This window comes from Mycobacterium sp. MOTT36Y, from assembly GCF_000262165.1.
GTDB classification, from domain to species: Bacteria; Actinomycetota; Actinomycetes; order Mycobacteriales; family Mycobacteriaceae; genus Mycobacterium; species Mycobacterium intracellulare.
Genome location: NC_017904.1, coordinates 702,130 through 720,983, shown reverse-complemented (window position 1 = coordinate 720,983; position 18,854 = coordinate 702,130). Strand labels below are relative to the sequence as shown.

19 protein-coding genes are annotated in these 18,854 nt (G+C 67.4%); 5 read left to right on the top strand and 14 right to left on the bottom strand.

Annotated features, from left to right (window positions below; genetic code table 11):
- Positions 1-4: 4 nt before the first annotated feature.
- The 3 genes from W7S_RS03610 to W7S_RS03600 are packed head-to-tail and all read right to left on the bottom strand — an operon-like array spanning position 5 to position 3,457.
- Positions 5-922, bottom strand: a complete 918-nt coding sequence (locus W7S_RS03610) for a 3-carboxyethylcatechol 2,3-dioxygenase (RefSeq protein WP_008253611.1) — start codon at positions 920-922, stop codon at positions 5-7.
- Complete coding sequence (locus W7S_RS03605; RefSeq protein ID WP_008253610.1) at positions 870-2,594, bottom strand: bifunctional 3-(3-hydroxy-phenyl)propionate/3-hydroxycinnamic acid hydroxylase; 1,725 nt, start codon at positions 2,592-2,594, stop codon at positions 870-872. Before W7S_RS03605 ends, W7S_RS03610 begins: the two co-directional genes overlap by 53 nt.
- Positions 2,594-3,457, bottom strand: a complete 864-nt coding sequence (locus tag W7S_RS03600) for an alpha/beta fold hydrolase (RefSeq protein WP_008253609.1) — start codon at positions 3,455-3,457, stop codon at positions 2,594-2,596. Before W7S_RS03600 ends, W7S_RS03605 begins: the two co-directional genes overlap by 1 nt.
- A gap of 126 nt (positions 3,458-3,583) precedes the next feature.
- Between W7S_RS03600 and W7S_RS03595 the strand changes: the two genes are divergently transcribed.
- Together W7S_RS03595 and W7S_RS03590 are read left to right on the top strand one after the other, a co-directional pair.
- Entirely contained in the window at positions 3,584-4,261 is a 678-nt protein-coding gene (locus W7S_RS03595) for an IclR family transcriptional regulator (protein ID WP_008253608.1), read from the top strand.
- A 26-nt stretch (positions 4,262-4,287) separates the two neighbouring features.
- Positions 4,288-5,904, top strand: a complete 1,617-nt coding sequence (locus tag W7S_RS03590) for an FAD-dependent oxidoreductase (RefSeq protein WP_008253607.1) — start codon at positions 4,288-4,290, stop codon at positions 5,902-5,904.
- Positions 5,905-5,976: 72 nt separating this feature from the next.
- Here the strand turns inward: W7S_RS03590 and W7S_RS25845 are convergent, their stop codons facing one another.
- On the bottom strand, positions 5,977-6,732 hold the full coding sequence (locus W7S_RS25845; protein ID WP_014710968.1) for a CTP synthase: 756 nt from the start codon (positions 6,730-6,732) through the stop codon (positions 5,977-5,979).
- Between the two features lie 136 nt (positions 6,733-6,868).
- Here W7S_RS25845 and W7S_RS03585 point away from each other — a divergent pair, with 136 nt between their 5' ends.
- Complete coding sequence (locus W7S_RS03585) at positions 6,869-7,612, top strand: class I SAM-dependent methyltransferase (protein WP_008253604.1); 744 nt, start codon at positions 6,869-6,871, stop codon at positions 7,610-7,612.
- A gap of 133 nt (positions 7,613-7,745) precedes the next feature.
- Here W7S_RS03585 and W7S_RS03580 read toward each other — a convergent pair whose 3' ends face one another.
- On the bottom strand, positions 7,746-8,966 hold the full coding sequence (locus W7S_RS03580) for an ATP-binding protein (protein WP_041297737.1): 1,221 nt from the start codon (positions 8,964-8,966) through the stop codon (positions 7,746-7,748).
- A gap of 113 nt (positions 8,967-9,079) precedes the next feature.
- Here W7S_RS03580 and W7S_RS03575 point away from each other — a divergent pair, with 113 nt between their 5' ends.
- Positions 9,080-9,733, top strand: coding sequence for a response regulator transcription factor (locus tag W7S_RS03575; RefSeq protein ID WP_009954400.1), 654 nt, complete (start codon positions 9,080-9,082; stop codon positions 9,731-9,733).
- Here W7S_RS03575 and W7S_RS03570 read toward each other — a convergent pair.
- From W7S_RS03570 to W7S_RS03555, 4 genes are all read right to left on the bottom strand, one after another.
- A complete protein-coding gene (locus W7S_RS03570; RefSeq protein ID WP_193375015.1) occupies positions 9,726-10,622 on the bottom strand; it encodes a thiamine pyrophosphate-dependent enzyme in 897 nt (298 codons plus the stop codon). The two genes, W7S_RS03575 and W7S_RS03570, sit on opposite strands and share 8 nt — an antisense overlap.
- A 132-nt stretch (positions 10,623-10,754) precedes the next feature.
- On the bottom strand, positions 10,755-11,642 hold the full coding sequence (meaB, locus tag W7S_RS03565) for a methylmalonyl Co-A mutase-associated GTPase MeaB (protein ID WP_014710965.1): 888 nt from the start codon (positions 11,640-11,642) through the stop codon (positions 10,755-10,757).
- 7 nt (positions 11,643-11,649) lie between these two features.
- Positions 11,650-12,789, bottom strand: coding sequence for a thiolase family protein (locus W7S_RS03560; RefSeq protein WP_014710964.1), 1,140 nt, complete (start codon positions 12,787-12,789; stop codon positions 11,650-11,652).
- A gap of 114 nt (positions 12,790-12,903) precedes the next feature.
- Entirely contained in the window at positions 12,904-13,422 is a 519-nt protein-coding gene (locus W7S_RS03555; protein WP_014710963.1) for a phenolic acid decarboxylase, read from the bottom strand.
- Between the two features lie 156 nt (positions 13,423-13,578).
- Here W7S_RS03555 and W7S_RS03550 point away from each other — a divergent pair, with 156 nt between their 5' ends.
- Entirely contained in the window at positions 13,579-14,445 is an 867-nt protein-coding gene (locus W7S_RS03550; protein WP_036454612.1) for a proline iminopeptidase-family hydrolase, read from the top strand.
- A gap of 21 nt (positions 14,446-14,466) precedes the next feature.
- Here W7S_RS03550 and W7S_RS03545 read toward each other — a convergent pair whose 3' ends face one another.
- The 5 genes from W7S_RS03545 to W7S_RS03530 are packed head-to-tail and all read right to left on the bottom strand — an operon-like array spanning position 14,467 to position 18,773.
- Positions 14,467-15,237, bottom strand: a complete 771-nt coding sequence (locus W7S_RS03545) for an enoyl-CoA hydratase/isomerase family protein (RefSeq protein WP_008253578.1) — start codon at positions 15,235-15,237, stop codon at positions 14,467-14,469.
- A 1-nt stretch (position 15,238) separates the two neighbouring features.
- The gene (locus tag W7S_RS27095; protein WP_014710961.1) at positions 15,239-15,412 is read right to left on the bottom strand and encodes a hypothetical protein; all 174 of its coding nucleotides are present in this window, start codon (positions 15,410-15,412) and stop codon (positions 15,239-15,241) included.
- Between the two features lie 2 nt (positions 15,413-15,414).
- Positions 15,415-16,497: an acyl-CoA dehydrogenase family protein gene (locus W7S_RS03540; protein ID WP_014710960.1), complete on the bottom strand. Its 1,083-nt coding sequence runs from the start codon at positions 16,495-16,497 to the stop codon at positions 15,415-15,417.
- Positions 16,484-17,389 carry an acyl-CoA dehydrogenase family protein gene (locus W7S_RS03535; protein WP_014710959.1) on the bottom strand — a complete coding sequence of 302 codons (906 nt, stop codon included), beginning with the start codon at positions 17,387-17,389 and terminating at the stop codon, positions 16,484-16,486. The genes W7S_RS03540 and W7S_RS03535 overlap by 14 nt, the downstream gene beginning before the upstream one ends.
- A complete protein-coding gene (locus tag W7S_RS03530; RefSeq protein ID WP_014710958.1) occupies positions 17,367-18,773 on the bottom strand; it encodes a class I adenylate-forming enzyme family protein in 1,407 nt (468 codons plus the stop codon). Before W7S_RS03530 ends, W7S_RS03535 begins: the two co-directional genes overlap by 23 nt.
- Between the last annotated feature and the right edge of the window lie 81 nt (positions 18,774-18,854).

Here is an 18,854-nt window from a genome sequence, read left to right as displayed (position 1 = left end):
TCCGTCATTTCGGAAGTGCCGTTCTGATGGCGAAACCGGCGATCAGCTCGGGGGCGGGCTTGTAAAAGCGTCCCGTGGTTTCGTAGGGTCCCGCGGCCTCCAGCGCCGCGAAAGCCGCTACCCAGGTGCGGATTTCCTGCGCGGAGCTGCCGCCCTCATGGGCCACGAACGCGTTCGACCACTGATCCAGTTCGCTGAGCCATCCGCCGTCGATGATCTCCAGGAATCGGTGGTCCCACGCCGGGTTGAGGGGTTGCAGGTCACTGTCGCCGGCGGCGAAGCTCTTGGCCGCATCGACGACGGCCGCCTGCCGTGCCTGGCGCTGCTCGGAGGTCATCGGTCGCCCGTGCACGATGCGCTCCAGCACGGGTGGGCCCGCGGTGGCCAGCGTCGGCACGGGCGGACTGTGGGAGAGCCCACCCGAGCCCAGCACCAGGACGCGCTTGTCCAGGGTGGCGAGATAGCCACCGACGGCGGCGCCGAGCGCTCGGCAACGGTGCATCGGGCCCAGCGGCACCCCGATCGCGTTGACGAAGATCGGGATCACGGGACGCGAGATGGCGTCGCCGAACAGCTTTTCGAGCGGCTGGACCGTGCCGTGATCCACGTCCATGCTGGCCGACACCGCGATGTCGACACCCGCGTCGAGGATGGCCCGTGCGCAGTCGCCGGCGAGGTCCTCCGGCACGTCCAGTGGGCCGGCGTGGGTGCCGTAGTCCCCGACTCCGGTGGCGCTCATGCCAATACAGAACGGCGGCATCACCTTGTAGAAGAACCCGTTGTAGTGATCCGGCGAAAAGGTGACGACGAGTTCGGGATCGAAATCCTCGACAAATCCTCGCGCCTCGGCGATCGCGCCCTCGATGTCGTCAAGCAGGTCCCGCGACGGCCCCGGAAGACTCAGGAGCGGGCTGTGCGACATACAGCACAGAGCCAGTGCCACTTTGCAAATCACCCCCTTGCGGCGTCAGGGTCAGCGCGTCAAGGAGCGCGGCGCTCAGGTCGGGAGTGCGCTGAGCGATGCAGGCGCCCGCGATGCATCGGTCGGGGCGCAGGAACAACACCGAATCGGAATGGGTGTCGAACCACGCTTTGAGGTCACCACGCCGATCGCCGACGATCACGACGTCGGGGTCATCGTGCCCGGTCCAGTGCAACTGCGTCACCGGCCGCAGCGCAAAGAAGCGCGCGCCCAGCGCTTTCCAGCTTGCGAAGGCGGCTTCGCCGAGGAGTGTGCGGGGGTTGTTGTTCCAGCACAGCACCGCGAACCAGGTGCCCAGCACGTCGTCGAGCAGCACGTCCTGCCGGTCTCGGGTGTCGACTCGCGGCTGGATGAACAGCGTCCCGACCGGCGAATCACTGCGGCCAGACTCGGCGTGCACGACGGCGCCGTGCTCGTAGCGCGGCATGGGCTTGAACCGCATTTCCAGCACATATCGCTTGAGCGACGGCACGATTGACGCCGACCGCACGAGCAGGTCGCGCGCGCCGGCCACCCGTCGGTTGGTCGGCGAGATCACGCGGCCCACCATGGTGGACAGGTCGATCATCGCGCGCGCATGCTTGCGGCGCTCCACGTCGTAGGTGTCCAGCAGCTTGTCGTCAGCGCGGCCGCTCACCACCGCCGCGAGCTTCCAGCCCAGGTTGGCGGCGTCGCGAATCCCGCTGTTGTAGCCCTGCCCCTGCCACACCGGCATCAAGTGCGCGGCGTCGCCGGCCAGCAGCAGCCGGCCCCGGCGGAAAGCGCCGGCGATCCGCGAGTGGTGCGTGTAGACGCGGCGCCGGATCACGTCGACCCGGTCGGGGTGGGGCACCATCCGGGCCAGCATCTGTTGCAGGAAGGCCGGGTCTTCCGCCTGTTCGTCGGTCTCGTCGGCGTGAATCATGAACTCGAAGCGGCGAATACCGTGGGCGATCGAGATCGAGGCGTACGGGCGCTCGGGGTCGGCGCCGACCTCGCTGTTGGGGTGCCCGAGCGGGTCGTTGGCGATGTCGACCACCAGCCACCGCGTCGAGGACGTCGTCCCGTCGAACGACACCCCCATCACGCGGCGGGTCATGCTGCGACCGCCGTCGCACCCGACGACGTACCGTGCCCGCAGTCTCGTTGTGTCGCCGTTGTTCTCGACGCCGCCGCCGAGCTCGACGGTGACCCCGTCGGCGTCTTCCCGGCAGCCCGCCATCGGGCTGCCCCACCGGACCTGGACGTGGTCGAATCGGTCCAGGCCGGCCAGCAGCTCGGCATCGACGAGCGGTTGCACGAACCCATTTCGCTTCGGCCAACCGAAACGCGCGTCGGGCGGGGCCATTTCGGCAAGCACGCGGCGCTTGGCGTCCATGAAGCGCAGGATCTGGTTGGGCACCGTGTGCGGCAGCACCCGGTCGGCAAGGCCGATCGACTGGAAGGTGCGCAGCGCCTCGTCGTCGAGACCGACCCCGCGCGGGTAGTCGATGAGGGTGTCCCGCTCTTCGACCACCACCGCGCGGATCCCTTGCAGGCCAAGGATGTTGGCCAGAGTCAGCCCGACCGGGCCCGCCCCGACGACGAGGACGTCGGTCTCGGTGTCAGGTGTCTCTTGCCCCGGAGTCGCCATCAGCGACCCAGCAGGAAATCGAGATGCAGGCGGTTGAAGGTCTTGGCGTCCTCGTACTGCGGCCAGTGACCGCATCCGGGCATCACCTCGAAGCGCGCGCCGGGGATCATCGACGCGATGCGCCGGCCTTCGCTGACGTCGGCGGTAGGGTCGTCGCTGGTCCACAGCACCAGCGTCGGGGCGATGATCGAGCCGTACTCGGCCGGACCGAGGATGTTGCGTGCCCGAATCTCGGGATCCTGCAACGCCATGATGTCGCGCATGGCGGAGACGAATCCCGGTTGGCGATAGACGCGTTGGCGGCTGGCGACCAGGTCGTCGTAGTCCTGGGACTTGTCGGCCATCAACCATTTGATCCGCGCCTGCACCGTTTCCCAGGTGGGGTCCTCGGCGGCCGCCATGGACAGGGTGATGATCCGCTGCATCACGGCGGGGTCGGCCTGCGAGCCGCCAGCGGTGTTGAGCACCAGGCGGTCGACCACGTCGGGGTGGTCGACGGCGGCGCGCGCGGCCACCCAGCCGCCCAGGGATTCGCCGCTGATGCACGCCCGATCGACACCGATGGTGCGCAGCACGGCCATCAGGTGCTCGACGTAGTGGTGGACCTCCAGTGGGTGGCCCGGCTTGTCGGTGTAGCCGTGACCCAGCATGTCGATCGACCAGGTCCAGAAATGATCCGCATGGGCGGCCAGGTTGCGCACGTAGGCCTCGGCGTGACCGCCGGATCCGTGCAGCAGAATCAGCACCGGCTTGCCGGGGTCCCCGGCCCGCAGGTAGCGGGTCCGTATTCCTCCGGCGTCGAGGTAGCCCTGCTCAAACGCGACGCCCTGGAGATCGCTCCAGATGCTCTCGAACTCCGCCACGGTCCTGTCCGACCTCCAGATCGGGGAAATCTCGTTCTCGTTTTCGACGTACTTCGTGTGCTAATATCGCACACTAATGTGCGTTATATATAGAGCTTCGCTCTCGCTGGAAGGTCTGTCAAGGCTGTGACTGGTTCCGGTACCGGGTCGCAAACCCTGGCCAGGGGCCTCACCGCCCTGCAGATGGTGGCCGATTCCCCCGCCGGGCTCACCGTGCAGCAGCTCGCCGATCAGGTCGGGGTGCACCGCACGATCGCCTACCGGTTGCTGACGACGCTGGCGGAGTTTCGGCTGGTGGCCAAAGGTGAGGACGGGCGTTACCGCCCCGCGGCCGGTCTCGCCGTGCTGGGCGCGTCGTTCGACCGCAACGTGCGCCAGCTGAGTCTGCCGACGTTGCGCGCGCTGGCCGACGACCTCGGCACGACGGTGTCGTTGCTCATCGCCGAGGGCGACCAGCAGGTGGCGATCGCGGTCATCGTGCCCAGCCACGTCGCCTACCAGCTCTCCTTTCACGAGGGCAGTCGGTACCCGCTCGACCGCGGCGCCGCCGGGATCGCCTTGCTCGCGTGCATGCCACCGCGCCCGGGCGAGCGGGAGCTGGTGGCGCGGGCGCGCGAGCGCGGATGGGTGACGACCTACGGCGAGATCGAACCGAATACCTACGGGCTGGCCGTGGGGGTGCGCCGCCCGGCGCCGTCCCCACCGACGTGCATCAACCTCATCTCGCACCGAGAAGACGTGGTGATGCGCGGGAAAGACGCGGTCGTCAAAGCCGCCAAGGAGTTGTCGGAGCTACTGAGCTAGCCGTTGAGCTGAAGGGATAGCAGTCCATGTCATGGGACCACGAGATCGACGTCGTCGTGCTCGGCAGTGGCGGCGCGGGGCTCACCGCCGCACTGACCGCGGTCGTGGCGGGCGCGTCGGTGGAGGTTTACGAAAAGGCCGCGACGGTCGGCGGGACCACCGCCGTGTCGGGCGGCATCGTGTGGATCCCCGCCCATAACCGTTCTCCCGACGGCGAATTGACGCCCGCCGACGCGTTGCAATACCTGCGCGCCCAGTCGCTCGGCTCGATGGACGACGAGCTGGTCGAGACGTTCGTGCGCACGGGTCCGGCGATGCTCGACTTCATCGAGGCGCACAGCGGCCTGCAGTTCGAGATCGCGACCGGCTTCCCCGACTATCGGCCGGAGTTGCCGGGCGGACAACCGACGGGCGGCCGATCGCTGAGCGCGGCCCCGTTCGATCTCGCGCAGCTGGGCGAATGGGCAACGCGGATCACGTCTTTCCCGGCCGACTGGTCCAACGTGGGTTTCGATGCCGAGACCAGGGCACGCCTGCACGCGGCGATCGACGAACGGACCGGCCACCTGTGTGTCGCCGGCACGGCGCTGATCGCGGGTCTGCTGAAGGGCCTGCTGGATGCCGGGGTGACCCCCCATACCAATGCGCGGGCCGAGGAACTCATTGCCGACGGTTCAGAGGTGACCGGGGTGCGCGTCGCCCTGCCGGAACGGACGATCAGAGTTCGCGCGCGACGCGGGGTCATCCTGGGCACCGGCGGCTTCGAGTGGGATCCGGCTCTGACACAAGCCTTTCTGCGCGGCCCCATGCACGGCGCGGTCTCTCCACCCAACAACACCGGCGACGGGCTGCGCATGGCCATGGCCCACGGGGCCGACCTGGCCAACATGGGCGAGGCGTGGTGGGTGCCGATCGTCCAGATCCCGGGCGACACCATCGAAGGCAAGCCACGCAGCCGCAGCGTGCGTCTGGAAAGAACGCGACCGCGCAGCATCATCGTCAATTCCGCGGGGCAGCGCTTCGTCAACGAAGCGTGCGACTACAACTCGATGGCCGGCGCGTTCCATTATCTGGATCCTCGCGGCGGGTACGTCAACGATCGCGGATGGATGGTGTTCGACTCGGTTCATCTGCAGCGCTACGGATTTCTTGGTGTGGAGCCGGGACAGCCCGTCCCGGATTGGTTCTGCGAGTCGGCGGACCTGGCCGAGTTGGCCGCCAAGACCGGCATCGACCCCGGTGGATTGGCTCGCACCGTCGAGAGCTGGAACCGTCACGTGGCCGACGGGGAAGACCCCGACTTCGGGCGTGGTTCCAGCGCCTACGACGGCTACTGGGGTGACGACAGCGCGACGACGCAGGCCGGCAAGACGCTGGGACCGATCGACACCGCCCCGTACTACGCGGTGCCGGTGAGCATCGGTGCGATGGGCACCAAGGGTGGCCCGCGCACCGATCACGACGCCCGCGTCCTGCACGTCGGTGGCGAGCCGATACCGGGGCTTTTCGCCGCCGGCAACGCGATGGGCGGAGTGACCGGGCGAGCCTACGGGGGCGCGGGCGGAACACTGAGTCCGGCAATGGTTTTCGGCTACCGTGCGGGTCACGCGGCCGCGACCGGAAAGTCCGTCGACCTTAAATAGCGTTTTGGCGCCGAAAGTGGGCTCTAGGTACGAAAGCCGCCGCGGGTTCGTTCACAAGCCCCACGCTCGGCGTTACTGGGGGATCGCTCGTCGTAGCCCAGCTCGTCGCTGACCATGCTGCGCGGCGCGTTTACGGGCGGCCGCGGACAACAGTTGTGTCACGAGCGGATGAGGTTCCTCGACGGTGGAGCGACTCTGCGGAACGAACAACGTGGCGATGTAGTACGGGTGGTCCGCTAACTCCAGGACGCGAGCTTCCTCGTGGTCGTCGACTCCGGTGACGCGCAATCCGGCTGCTTCCAGCGCTGGTCGATAGGTTTCATTCAATCCGAAGTTGCAATAGTAATTTTCATAAATCCGTCGCTTCCCATAGCACTGCGCAGCCAGTGATCCAGGCTGGAGGTTGACCGGCATGGTTCGGCCCGCCAGGGAACACGTCAATGAAGAGATGAACAACACCGATCCGTACGGATCGTATTCGGCGTGCTCCGCATCTTTGAAGCCGAGGACATTGCGGGCAAATTCAAGAACGATGTGCTGGTATCCGCCACAGGTACCCAACGTTGGCACATGGTTTTCGCGCCCAAAACGTAAAGCAGCAAGGGCTCCGCGCAAACTGCGGTATGGACTACCGGGAGCACACCACAGCGCATCGGCGGCAACGATCGGCCGGAGGTCGGCTTCCAGCGATTCGGTTGCCAGCCATGTAATCGAGGCGTGCAGACCCAGCAATGTCGCTGAGTGGCTTATCGCCCTGTTGGTCGCGATATGAGGACCATAGGAACTGTCGAAGTCGCCAACCACCGTAATGCTTAACGGCTCGGTCATTGGGGCTCTTTCGTTCGAAGGCCCTCCCAGCGTGGCAGCTTGCCTCGCTACACACCAATCCTTTTTGGTACGAGATTCGAAACGTAACTCACAGTGATGCTGGCACAATTGGTCCGACCTGCGTCATTCTGAGCTGATGGTGGCCTACGACCGGATCGGTGCTACCTATCGCAGCACCCGCCGGCCCGACCCGCGGATCGCTTCGCAGGTGCGCGACGCGCTCGCCACGATGGGCACCGTCGTCAACGTCGGGGCGGGAACCGGTTCATACGAGCCGGGCCAGACCGTCGCCGCGATCGAGCCCAGCATGGTGATGATCGCCCAGCGCCCTCCCGGCTCGGCTCAGTGTGTCCAGGCCGTGGCGGAGGCATTGCCCCTGCGGGACAAGTGCGTTGACGCCGCAATGGCGTTGTTGACCGTGCATCATTGGGGCGATCTCTCCGCCGGGATCGCCGAGCTGCGCCGGGTCAGCCGCCACCGAATCGTGATATTCACCTGGGATCAAGCAGTGATCGACGACTTCTGGTTGCTGCGTGAGTATCTGCCCGACGCCGCTCGCATCAATAAGGCGCTGCACGTACCGATTGAACGACTGGTGGAGCTGCTGGGCAGCGCGCAGGTGCACACCGTACCGATACCGCATGACTGCACCGACGGATTCGGCGCCGCCTTTTGGCGCCGGCCCGAGGCCTACCTCGACGCCACCGTCCGCGCCGGCATCTCGATGCTGGCCTACGCCGATGAAGGCGCCTTGGCCGACGGGCTGGGCCGGCTCGCGGCCGACCTGCGCTCGAGACGATGGCAACGACGACACGCGGAACTCCTTGAACAACAACAGCTCGACGCCGGCTACCGCCTGCTCATCAGCGATTGCGGCTAAGGATCAATAGGAGAGCCTCGGCGGTGCTAGCGGCGGCGATAGCGCAAGCCAAACAGATTTCATGCCAACCAGACTGGTGCCCGCGTGACTGGTGTGACCGACGAAGCGGGTCCACCGGATGGCGCGAGCGCCGTCAGTCCTTCAGCGGCACTTCGACGCAGACGTGCGTGCCCACCGGGACATCGAAAAAGACCGTTGCTCCCCCGGCGGCCTCCACCCTGGCGCGGTGTGACGCCAGGCCGATGTGCCCCTCCCCCAGGCGATGCGTGACGGTCTCGGGGCTGAACCCGACGCCGTCGTCGACCACATGCAAAACGCAGGTCCCATCGGTGATCCCGAGCCTGACCGACGCGTTGCGCGCCGCGGAATGTCGCACGACGTTGGACAGCAACTCACGCACCATCGCGAACACCACGGGATCGATGGCATTGCGCGCCGAATAGTCGATGTCCGTGGCGATCTCGATGCCCGAACGCTCGGCGGTGAACTCCGCAAGCTGCTGGACCGCAGCGCCGAGCCCGACCTGCTCGAGAACCGCCGGATGGAGCTCAAACGTGGCCTGCCGCAGTCGTTCCGAGGCCTGCCGCAGTCCGGCCGATGCCCGCACGATGCGCTCATCGCCCGGGAATGCGGTATCCAGTTCGTCCAGCTCTTGGCGCACCGCCAGGATGTCTTGCAGCGGTCCGTCGTGAATGAACTCCGAGATCCGGCGCGCCGCCTCGTCCGATGCGGTCATCGTCTGGGCAAGCAGTTCCTCCCGTAAGGCGCTCAGCCCGGCCACCGAGCGCGTATGCCGCTCCTCGATCCGCACCACCAGGAAGGCCGCGCAGCACAGGAACGCATAGAGCAGGAACCGAAACCCCGCCTCCGGCAATCGGACCGCGCTGGTCATCACCGGATCCTGCAGCACGGCGATCGCGAACCCGAGCATGGAGAAGATGAGCACCACCGCCGCGCGACGCGAAGAGACATCGAGCCCCAACAGGACCGGCAACATGGCCATGATCAGCAGCGGGTAGACCCCGTCGGTGGACAGCAGCTGAAAGACCGTCAGCGCGACGATGTCGATGACGGTGAACGCGAACGGCTCCAGTCGCCCGATCGCGACCAAACGGCCCATCCCGATCCATCGCCGGAAAGGCGCGAAGGCCAACGCCGCGGCGCAGGCCGCGACGCACGCGTACAGGACGATCAGCACGCTTTCTTGCGGCCACTCGTGCCGGTCGGTGCCGATGATCATGGCCGCGACCATCAGTCCCACGACACCGATCCGAAGCACCGAGCCGATTCGATACGAGCGCAATTGATGAATCGTGCGCACCCGTTCCAGTTCCGCGTCACCGGCCCCTGCCACCCGATCACCGTACTCATCAAGGCACGCCACCTCGGGGCAAACTGAAAAATGACTCATCGGCCGACACAGAAAAGGCGAACGCCGTTGCTTGGCAAACCGCTACACTGTCGGCCATGGTTGGCGCGACTGCCCCCGAAACGGTGCGGGTGGTCGTCGCCGATGACCATCCGCTCTTTCGTGAAGGCGTGGTGCGCGCGCTGTCGTCGAGCGGCTCGGTCAACGTCGTCGCCGAGGCGGAAGACGGCTCTGCGGCACTGGAATTGATCAAGGTGCACGAACCCGACGTCGCGCTGCTCGACTACCGGATGCCGGGCATGGACGGCGCGCAAGTGGCGGCGGCAGTGCGAACCCAGGGTTTGGCCACCCGAGTGTTGCTGATCTCGGCGCACGACGAGTCGGCGATCGTGTACCAGGCGCTGCAGCAGGGGGCCGCCGGGTTCGTGCTGAAGGACTCGACGCGCGGCGAGATCGTCAAAGCCGTCCTCGACTGCGCGCAGGGCCGCGACGTCGTGGCCCCCGCCCTCGTCGGCGGCCTCGCCGCGGAAATCCGCCAGCGCGCGGAACCGTCGGCACCCGTGCTGAGTGCGCGAGAGCGCGAGGTGCTCAACCGAATCGCGCGCGGTCAAAGCATCCCTACGATCGCGGGCGAGCTCTACGTGGCCCCGTCGACGGTCAAAACGCATGTGCAGCGCCTCTACGAGAAGCTCGGCGTCAGCGATCGCGCGGCCGCGGTCGCCGAGGCAATGCGACAAGGTCTGCTCAACTAGCCGCCGACCAGGGGTTTGGCGCCCGCTCAGCCTCGGCCCGCACCAACGCTTTTGCGGACGCGATCGCCTCGGCCACCAGGTGGCGGGCGCCGCGTTCCACCTCGTAGAGCCGGTCGGCGTCGACGCCCTCGGCGATCAGCTGCCGTCGCGCAAACACCAGCGGATCCATCGCCACGGGGTGGTTGGTCCGGTAGGTGATCGCCTCGACGAGGGTGGGCCCGCCGCCGGCGCTCGCCCGTTGCACCGCTTCGGCGACCGAGGCGCTCACGGCGGCGACGTCCCTGCCGTCGACCGACAGCATGGGCATCGCGTCGGTCTCATAGGCGCGCCGGCGCGCGTCGGGCCCGCCACGGATGTTCTCCACGACGAACACCACCGGCAGCCGCCAGGTCACGGTGATCTTTGCGGCCGTGGTGAATTCGACGGACTGCGCGTCACGACCGCCGACGACACACAGCGTGACCTTGCCTTCGCCCGTCATCCGCTGCGCATTGGCGTCGCCGAGGGCGAACAGGGTCGACTGCCCCAGAACGCTTTCGTTGGCCAGCGCTTGCTTCCAATCGGCAACGCCGGGTTTGCGCGACGCGCCGCGGGCTTTGCCGATCGTCTCGGCGATGACCGGACCCAGTGGCAGGGCCAGGCCGACGTGCTGGGCGTGCCGGATATGCGGCGCGGTGGCATTGACGATGTCACCGGGGCGAAGCGCCGCAACCGTGCCGACGGCCACCGCCTCTTGCCCGAATTCCATCCGCACTGCCTCGTCGACCAGGCCGTCGCCGCGTGCCTCTTCCAGCGCCATGTCGAGCAGCCGCAAGACCCACATCCGGCGATACGGCTCCAGCCGGTCGTCGCGCCCAGACACTGTCGGCAGCGCAGGTGTGTAAGTCATGTGCCGGACCTCCTCCGTCTCAAGCGATCTGCTCGACGCTCAACCTAGGACGGTCGTGCGCGGCATACCTCCGCCGATCGGTCCGCAAAGGTGATGAATGCCCGTTCCCCCGATCGGGGGACAAACGGGTGGTCAGTCCGCCTGAGGTGTGCGGGGCGCGAGCAGTCGGTCGGCCGCCGTGTAGGGGTCCTGGTCGCCGTCGACGACGGCCTCGGCGAGCCGGTCGAGGTCGGGTTGGGTCCGCAGCCGGGTTTGGGCCAGCGACAGGATCTGTGCGCGGGCGCGGGCCAGCCGGCGGGCGCGGCTGTCGGTGCGGCGGTGGTCCTCGATGACGCCCATGAGCTCGTCGATGCCCTCACCCTGGGCGGCGATCAGCGAAACGATCGGGGCGCTGGTCTCGGCCCGAAGGTCTCGGACCGTCTGCTTGGCGCCGTCCCGGTCCGCCTTGTTGACCGCCACGATGTCGGCGACCTCCAGCACCCCGGCCTTGGCGGCCTGGACGGCGTCGCCCGCACCGGGATTGAGAATGACGACGGTCGGGTCGGCGACGGCGGCGATCTCGATCTCGGACTGCCCCACCCCGACGGTCTCGAGCAGGACGACGTCGTAGCCGATAGCCCCCACCAGGCGGATGGCCGCCGGAACCGCGGCCGCCAGCCCGCCGAGATGGCCCCGGGTCGCCACCGAGCGGATGAGGACGTCGGAGTCGTTGATATGCGCGGCCATTCGAATGCGATCCCCCAGGAGCGCTCCTCCGCTGAACGGGGACGACGGGTCCACGGCCAGCACCGCCACCCGGCAACCCCGTGCGCGGTAGGCGCCGACCAGGGCGGCGACCGTCGTCGACTTGCCCGCGCCCGGCGGCCCGGTGATGCCGATGACGGGCCCCATGCGCTCGGGCGCGGGCCCGATCGCCGCCAGGACCTCGTCGCGCTGCTCCCCCTCGACGAGGCTGAGCAGCCGTCCCGCCGCGCGGGGAGATCCGTTGCGCGCGCGGTCGATCAGCTCAGCGATGATCATGTACGCATTATGGAGCCGCGACCTCGATCACCGTCGCCGAGCCCATTCCGCCGCCCGCGCACATCGCCGCGACACCGATCCCGCCGCCGCGGCGGCGCAATTCGTGCACCAGGGTGACGAGCATCCGGGCTCCGGTCGCCGCGACGGGATGCCCCAGCGAGCAGCCGCTGCCGCTGACGTTGACCTTTTCGGGGTCAAGTTCGAGGAGCTTGATGGTGGCCACGCACATCGCCGCGAAGGCCTCGTTGATTTCAAACAGGTCCACGTCGGCGACCGAAAGGCCAGCGCGGCCAAGAGCTTTCGGGATCGCCTCGACCGGCGCCAAACCGGTGACCGCCGGGTCGACGCCGACCGACGCCCAGGACCGGATGGTGGCCAGCGCCGGCAGCCCGAACCGGTCGCTGGCGATCGTCAACGCGGCGGCCCCGTCGTTGGCACCGCAGGCGTTGCCGGCGGTGATGGAAAAGCCCTCGATTTCCGGGTGCAGCGGCTTGAGCGCGGCCAACTTCTCCATGCTGGTGTCGCGTCGTGGGTGTTCGTCGACCGAGAACAACCCGTGTGGGGTGTCGATGGGGACGATCTCCTCTTTGAAACGGCCTTCGTCGATGGCGGCGATGGCGTTGCGGTGCGAGCGCAGCGCCCAGGCGTCCATCTCCTCGCGGGTCACGCCGGCCTTGACCGCGGCGTTCCAGCCGACGGTGATCGACATGTCCATGTTGGGCGCGTCGGGGCGGTCCGGGTGGGTGGGGGGAAACCAGTCGACCCAGTCGCCGTCCACCTGCAACCGCGACCGCGGCGACGTCGACGCCGAATTCACGCCGCCGGCGATCACGAGCTCGTCCATTCCCGCGCGCACGCTCGCCGCCGCGCTCTGCACGGCCGCCTGGCCCGCCGCGCAGTGGCGATTGTTGGCCAAGCCGGGCACCTGGGTCAGGCCCGCGGTGATGGCCGCGTGGCGCGCCAGCACGCCGCCTCCGTAGAGGCCTTCGCCCAGGATCACGTCGTCGACCTGCGCCGGGTCGAGATCCGTTGCCGCTTCGGTGACGACGTAGTGCGCCAGATCGAACGCGCTGGTGTCGCGCAGGGTCCCCTTGCGTGCGGTGCCGATGGGGGTGCGCAGGGCGGACACGATGACGGCTTCAGGCACGGGTCTTCTCCAGTTCGGCCGGTGGGTGCGGGCGGTGAAAGCCACCCGCACATTCACGAGAATACCATTCTCTCAACACGAGAGTACGCGTTGCAACAAGCGGCCGAAGACCGATCAGTTGGTGCGGTCGGACCATCCCGGCGGGAGGCGGTCGGGGCCGGTGTCGATGACGGTCTCGTCGTCGGGACCGACGTATTCGAACAGGGTGATGTAGGCGAATTCGGGGACTTCGTAGATGGGGTAGGTCGGGCCTTGATCTCGGTAGGCCCGCATCTCATCCAGGTGTTCGTTCTGGTAACAGACAGTGCGCTCGCCGTGCACGCGGATCCACTGGGGGAAGAAGATGACGCCGTGGATGCGCCGCTTGGACGGCAGAACGTTGACCGCCACACAGGTTCCGGTGGGTTCGGTCCAGGAGATCTTGAAACTGTCGTCGTCGAGCTGGACGAGGTTGACCTCCTGGCCCTTGACCCAGCGGCCACCGACATGCCCGGAGTGGATGCGGTAGTCGATTGTGGTGGCGTTCTTGACGTACATCTCGTACTGCCATCCGTTGGCGTAGGTGTAGATAAAGCGGTGCCCGACGATTCCCGAAAAGTCTTGCGGTGGAATCGGGTTTGCGACGCTGGTCATTGCCGTTCCTCCTGTGTGGGTCTCGGCCGTGCTGGCTGCCACGGTGACGATCCTGCCAGGGACGCCGCGCCGCTCATACAGCAGGTTTACACCGATGCGCCCGCCTGCGTGAGCGGCGGTCCTGCGGAAAGCGCGCAGGTCTGCGATGGTGGATAAATGGTTGAGGGAAGGATCGCGGTCCCGGGCGGCGAAGTGTGGTTCGAACGGACCGGCGGCGGCGCGGGTCTGCCGCTGCTCGTCATACACGGCGGCCCCGGCCTACCGCACGGCTACCTGCGGTCGCTGGGACGCTTGGCCACGCAGCGCGAAGTCATCTTCTGGGATCAGCTGGGTTGCGGGAAATCCAAATGCCTGCCAAACCACAAGCTTTGGACAATGGATCGCTCGGTGGCCGAGGTGGACGCCGTAGTGCGGGCTCTGGGGTTGCACCGTTTCCATCTTTTCGGCAATTCCTGGGGTGGGATGCTGGCCCAGCAGTACATGCTCGACGCGACCCCCTCGGGCGTCGCCAGCCTCACCATCTCGAACAGCATCGCGTCCATTCCGGAGTTCGCGAAGATGGTGGCGCGCTTGAAGTCCGAGCTGGATCCGGCCACCCAGGCGGCCATCGACCGGCATGAAGCCGCCGGCACCACCTATGCGCCCGAATACCAGGCCGCGATACGCACCTGGAACGAAACCTACCTTTGCCGGGTGCGACCCTGGCCACGTGAGCTCGAGGACGCGTTCAGAGGCATGGGTGCGGAAATCTTCGAGACGATGTTCGGCCCCAGCGATTTTCACATCGTCGGGACGATCCGGGATTGGGACGTGTTCGAGCGCCTGCCCGAAATCTCCTCGCCCACAATGCTGCTCGCGGGCCGCTACGACGAATGCGCGCCGGAACACATGTTTGCGATGCACCAGCGCATAGCGGGATCCCGGTTCGAGCTGTTCGAGTCGAGCGCCCACATGCCGTTCATCGAAGAGCCGGACAAGTTCGACGCGGTGATGCGTGACTTCCTGCGCCGCCACGACGCCTGAGGCCACCGCGGGCCGATAGCCTCAGTTTTTCTTGGCCGCGTTGAATTTCGCGACGTTGGCCCGGAAGTCCTCGGTGACAAAGGACTGGCTCTCGGCCGATAGCGCGTAGTCCAGGCTGGCCAGCACGGCGCGCTCCAGGTGGATGTTGAGCACCCGCTTGGTGCTCTCCACCGCCTGCTGGGGCAGTTCCAGAATCTTTTTCGCACAGGCGATCGCCTCCGAGACCGGGTCGGCCACCACGTGGTTGGCCAGTCCGAGTTCGACGGCGCGCGGCGCCTTGATGCGTGTTCCGGTCAGCGCGAACTCCTTGGCCAGCAGCAGGCTGATGTGCAGCGGCCAGGTCAGCGGGCCGCCGTCGGCGGCCACCAGCCCCACCTGCACGTGCGGGTCGGCCAGATAGGCATCCTCGGCGATGTACACGATGTCGCTGAGCGCGACCAGGCTGCAGCCCAGCCCGACGGCGGGGCCATTGACGGCCGCCACCACGGGAATTCGACACCGTGCCATGCCCAGCACGATCTCGCGCCCGTCCCGGATGGTTTTCGCGCGCAGCTCGGCGTCGTTCGCCAGCTCTTCCAGGTACGTGAAATCGCCGCCGGCCGAGAATGCCCTGCCGGCGCCGGTGATGACCGCGGCGCGGGCGGTGGGGTCGTCGGTCAACCGCTGCCACAGCCGCGCGAGCCCGACGTGCAGGTTGTCGTTGACCGAGTTGAGCGACTCCGGCCGGTTGAGGGTGATGATGCGCAGCGCGCCGTCGGCCTGGACATCGATTTCGGTAGGCATGTCGTACACGTCAGACTCCTTCGATGATCGTGACCCGCTTCACCCGGGCTTCGCCCGCGTTCGCGATCACTCCTACTTCAACGGTCGTGACCCGCTTCACCCGGGCTTCGCCCGCGTTCGCGATCACTCCTACTTCAACGGTCGTGACCCGCTTCACCCGGGCTTCGCCCGCGTTCGCGATCACTCCTACAATCCCAAGATTCGTGAGGCGATGATGTTCTTCTGTATTTGTGATGTCCCGCCCATGACGCTCTGCGCCCGGCTGTACAGGTAGGCGCTGAGCAGATCGGGATCACGCGTGCCCGCGACGGCCAGGGCGGCGTGCCCGACGGATTGTTCCACCCAGGTCATCAGCAGCTTGTCCAGCGAGCCTTCCGAGCCGTGCGAAACCCCGTCGAGCTGTTCGGACAACCGCCGCCGCACGTGATGGGTCAGCATGTCCGACTGGACCGCGGCCCACGCCAGCTCCTCGGGCACGTCACCGTCGTTCCGCGACAACAACTCCCGGACGAGCTTGCCGTAGCGGGCGGCGTAGCCCAGTGTGGAGGGCTCGCGTTCGTGCCCGACGACGGTCATGGCCACCGCCCAGCCGTCCCCGGGAGCACCGACCATCCGGTCCGCCGGGACCGTGGCATCGTCGAAGAACACCTGACCGAATTCGTTGGTCACGCCGTTGATCATCTGCAGCGGGCGCTGTTGCACGCCAGCCTGTTTCATCTCCAGGACGAACGCCGACAGGCCGCGGTGACGCTTGGCCGCGGGATCGGTGCGCGCGAGCAGCAGGCACCAGTCGGCCACGTCGGAATAGCTGGTCCAGATCTTGTGCCCGTTCACCACGTACTTGTCGCCCTCGAGGCGGGCGGTGGTGGTCAGCGAGGCCAGATCCGAACCGGCGCCCGGCTCGCTGAAGCCCTGGCACCACCGCTCGCTGCCGTTGATGATGCCGGGCAGGAAGCGCTTGCGCACCTGGTCGTTGGCGTGCTCGCCGATGCCGTACACCAGATAGCCGACGCTGGGTCGCGGCGGTGCGCCCGCACGGACCAGCTCCTCGTCGACGATGACGTCATAGACCGGCGCCAGGTCCTGCCCGCCCCACTCGCGGGGCCAGGACAGGCCGAAAAAGCCGTTGTCGTACAGGGCGCGATGCCAGTCGGCCATGCGCGCCCAATACTCGTCCCCGGTGCCGGAGAACTCCTTGGCGTGCGCGGAAAGCCAGGTGCGCAGCCGCTCCCGGAAGGCGGCCTCGTCGGGTGAGTCACGAAAGTCCAAGATCGATCTCCTTCAACGCGACCGGCCACAGCTCGGTCGAGGTCAGGGCGCGGCGCAGGTAGACGTGCGCCACGCATTCCCAGGTGTTGCCGATGCCGCCGTGCACCTGAATGGCCGTCTCGCAGACGGTTCGGGTGGCGCGCGCGCAATAGACCTTGGCGATCTGGGCGGCCCGAATGGCTTCGGCGGGTGCCAACTCGTCGACGGCCCACGCGGCGTGGCGCAACACGCTGACCGAACCTTCAATCAGCGCAAGGCTTTCGGCCAGCAGATGCGCGATGGCTTGGTACGACCCGATCTGCTTGCCGTATTGTTCGCGGATCTTGGCGTAGTCGCAGGCGACGGCGTGCGCGCCGCGGGCGATACCGACCAGGTCGGCCGTCGTCGCGACCAGAGCCAGTGCCCGCCACTGCTCGGCAACCTCAGGGGACACCTCGCCCAGCGCCACCGGCGAACCCACGATCTTCGCCTCGGCCCGCGTGAGGTCGACGCCATCGGTCAACGCCTGCACATCGACGGCCGAGACCGCGCCGCCCGAGAGCACTAACGCACGCCGCGCGCCGCGCGCGTCGATCACCCGATCGTCGACCGCGACCGTTGTCCCCGAGGCTTCTTCGCCGATGTGACGGGCGAGATCGTCGGCGAGCACCGGGCCGAGAAACGGCGTGTCCACCAGACGACGCCCCAATTCCTCTGCCACGATGGCCACTTCGACGCCCGAGGCCCAATCGGAGCGCAACGAGCGCCAGCCTGTGGACTCGATCTGCTTGTCCAGGCGCGTGATTCGGTTCTGGTCGTCGAGATCCTGGACCGTTGCCGGTCCCAGATCGTCGGCCAGCTTGGCGGCGGCGTCGCGCAATTGCTGTTGCTCAGTTGTCAGACGTACATCCATGGCGCTCCTTCAGCACTCGGCGCAGCACCTTGCCCGAGGGCAGGCGGGGAATTTCAGGCACAAACACCACTCGGCTCAGATGTTTATAGGACGCCAACTTCTCGTCCACCAGGGCGGTCAGCTGGGACGCGTCGACGGGCGCGGACGTCGCGACCGCGGCGACGATCGCCTCGCCGTTGGTTCCGTCGGGAATCCCGAACACCGCACAGTCTTTCACCGCCGGATGACCGTGCAACACCGCCTCGATCTCGGCGGGGGCGACCTGGAAGCCGCGGACTTTGATCATCTCCTTGAGGCGGTCGGTGATCCGCAGCCAGCCGCCGGTGTCCAGCCACCCGACGTCTCCGGTCCGATACCAGCCATCCCGGATCGCCTCGCCGGTCGCTTCGGCCGGCAGGTAGCCGGCCATGAGCGACGCCGACCGGGCCTGAATCTCACCGACCTCACCGGGGCCGACCGGCTCGCCCGTCTCCAGCGAGACGACCCGCAGGTCCACACCGGGTACCGCGCGTCCGACGGTGTCGAGTCGCGCGTCCTCGATCGGATTACAGGCGATGACAGGCAATTCCGTGGTCCCGTAGGCCGGAAGCCAGCTCACGCCGGTGCGCCGGGTCACGGTCTGCGCGACGTTGGCGTTGACCGGTGTGGCTCCCCACATGATGTAGCGCAGCGACGACAGGTCATAGGATTCCAGGCCAAGGTGCGAGGCGATGGCGAGCGCGATGGGTGCGACCGCCATTTCCACTGTGATGCGGTCACTTTCGATGTGGTGCAGCACCCGGTCGATGTCGAACCGGCGGTGCAGCCGCACGCAGGCGCCCGTCTCCCACGCGGTCAGCAGGTTCAGCAGCCCGAGGATGTGTGACGGTGGCGTGGCAACTTGGATCCGGTCGCGGTGCGTCAACTGCAGCGCGTGGCGCCAGTGCCGCACGGCCTCGTCGAGCGAGACGTGGGTGTGGCGGACGGCCTTGGGCAGGCCGGTGGTGCCGGAGCTGAACACCAGCGCCGCGTCGGCCTCAGCCGGCGGCGCAGGACCGGTGGCCGGGTCGGCCGGTGGGACGGGCTCGTCCAGGTGCAGCATCGGCATAAGGCCGGCCAGCACGGGGTGGTCGCCGACGGCGTGCGCGGGACCCGTCAGCGCGAGCGCGTGGTCGACCTCGTCGCGTTTCCAGGCCGGGCTGATGAGGACGGCACTGGCGGCCAGCCGCCAGATCGCGAGCACCACAGCGAGGAACTCCGGCCGGTTGGACGCCATGACCGCGACCCGCTGACCTGCTGTGACGCCGTCTTTGGCCAGGGCCGCGGCCCATCCGTCGGCCAACGCGTGGAGTTCGGGCGCGCTGAATCGCCGTTCCTCGAACACGAGCGCCGCCGGCTCGGTCACGTCCCGTCCTTCCCTGACAGACCGGGCTGACCCGACATCCATACAAGTCTTGAGAAGATGCTATCGCTTCGTGAGAATAGT

Coding starts and splice junctions, on each gene's coding strand:
- W7S_RS03575 (WP_009954400.1), top strand. CDS start 9,080: ATGGTTGGCGCGACTGCCCCCGAAACGGTGCGGGTGGTCGTCGCCGAT.
- W7S_RS03570 (WP_193375015.1), bottom strand. CDS start 10,622: ATGACTTACACACCTGCGCTGCCGACAGTGTCTGGGCGCGACGACCGG.
- W7S_RS03610 (WP_008253611.1), bottom strand. CDS start 922: ATGTCGCACAGCCCGCTCCTGAGTCTTCCGGGGCCGTCGCGGGACCTG.
- W7S_RS03550 (WP_036454612.1), top strand. CDS start 13,579: ATGGTTGAGGGAAGGATCGCGGTCCCGGGCGGCGAAGTGTGGTTCGAA.
- W7S_RS03590 (WP_008253607.1), top strand. CDS start 4,288: ATGTCATGGGACCACGAGATCGACGTCGTCGTGCTCGGCAGTGGCGGC.
- W7S_RS03605 (WP_008253610.1), bottom strand. CDS start 2,594: ATGGCGACTCCGGGGCAAGAGACACCTGACACCGAGACCGACGTCCTC.
- meaB (WP_014710965.1), bottom strand. CDS start 11,642: ATGATCATCGCTGAGCTGATCGACCGCGCGCGCAACGGATCTCCCCGC.
- W7S_RS03555 (WP_014710963.1), bottom strand. CDS start 13,422: ATGACCAGCGTCGCAAACCCGATTCCACCGCAAGACTTTTCGGGAATC.
- W7S_RS25845 (WP_014710968.1), bottom strand. CDS start 6,732: ATGACCGAGCCGTTAAGCATTACGGTGGTTGGCGACTTCGACAGTTCC.
- W7S_RS03585 (WP_008253604.1), top strand. CDS start 6,869: ATGGTGGCCTACGACCGGATCGGTGCTACCTATCGCAGCACCCGCCGG.
- W7S_RS03535 (WP_014710959.1), bottom strand. CDS start 17,389: ATGGATGTACGTCTGACAACTGAGCAACAGCAATTGCGCGACGCCGCC.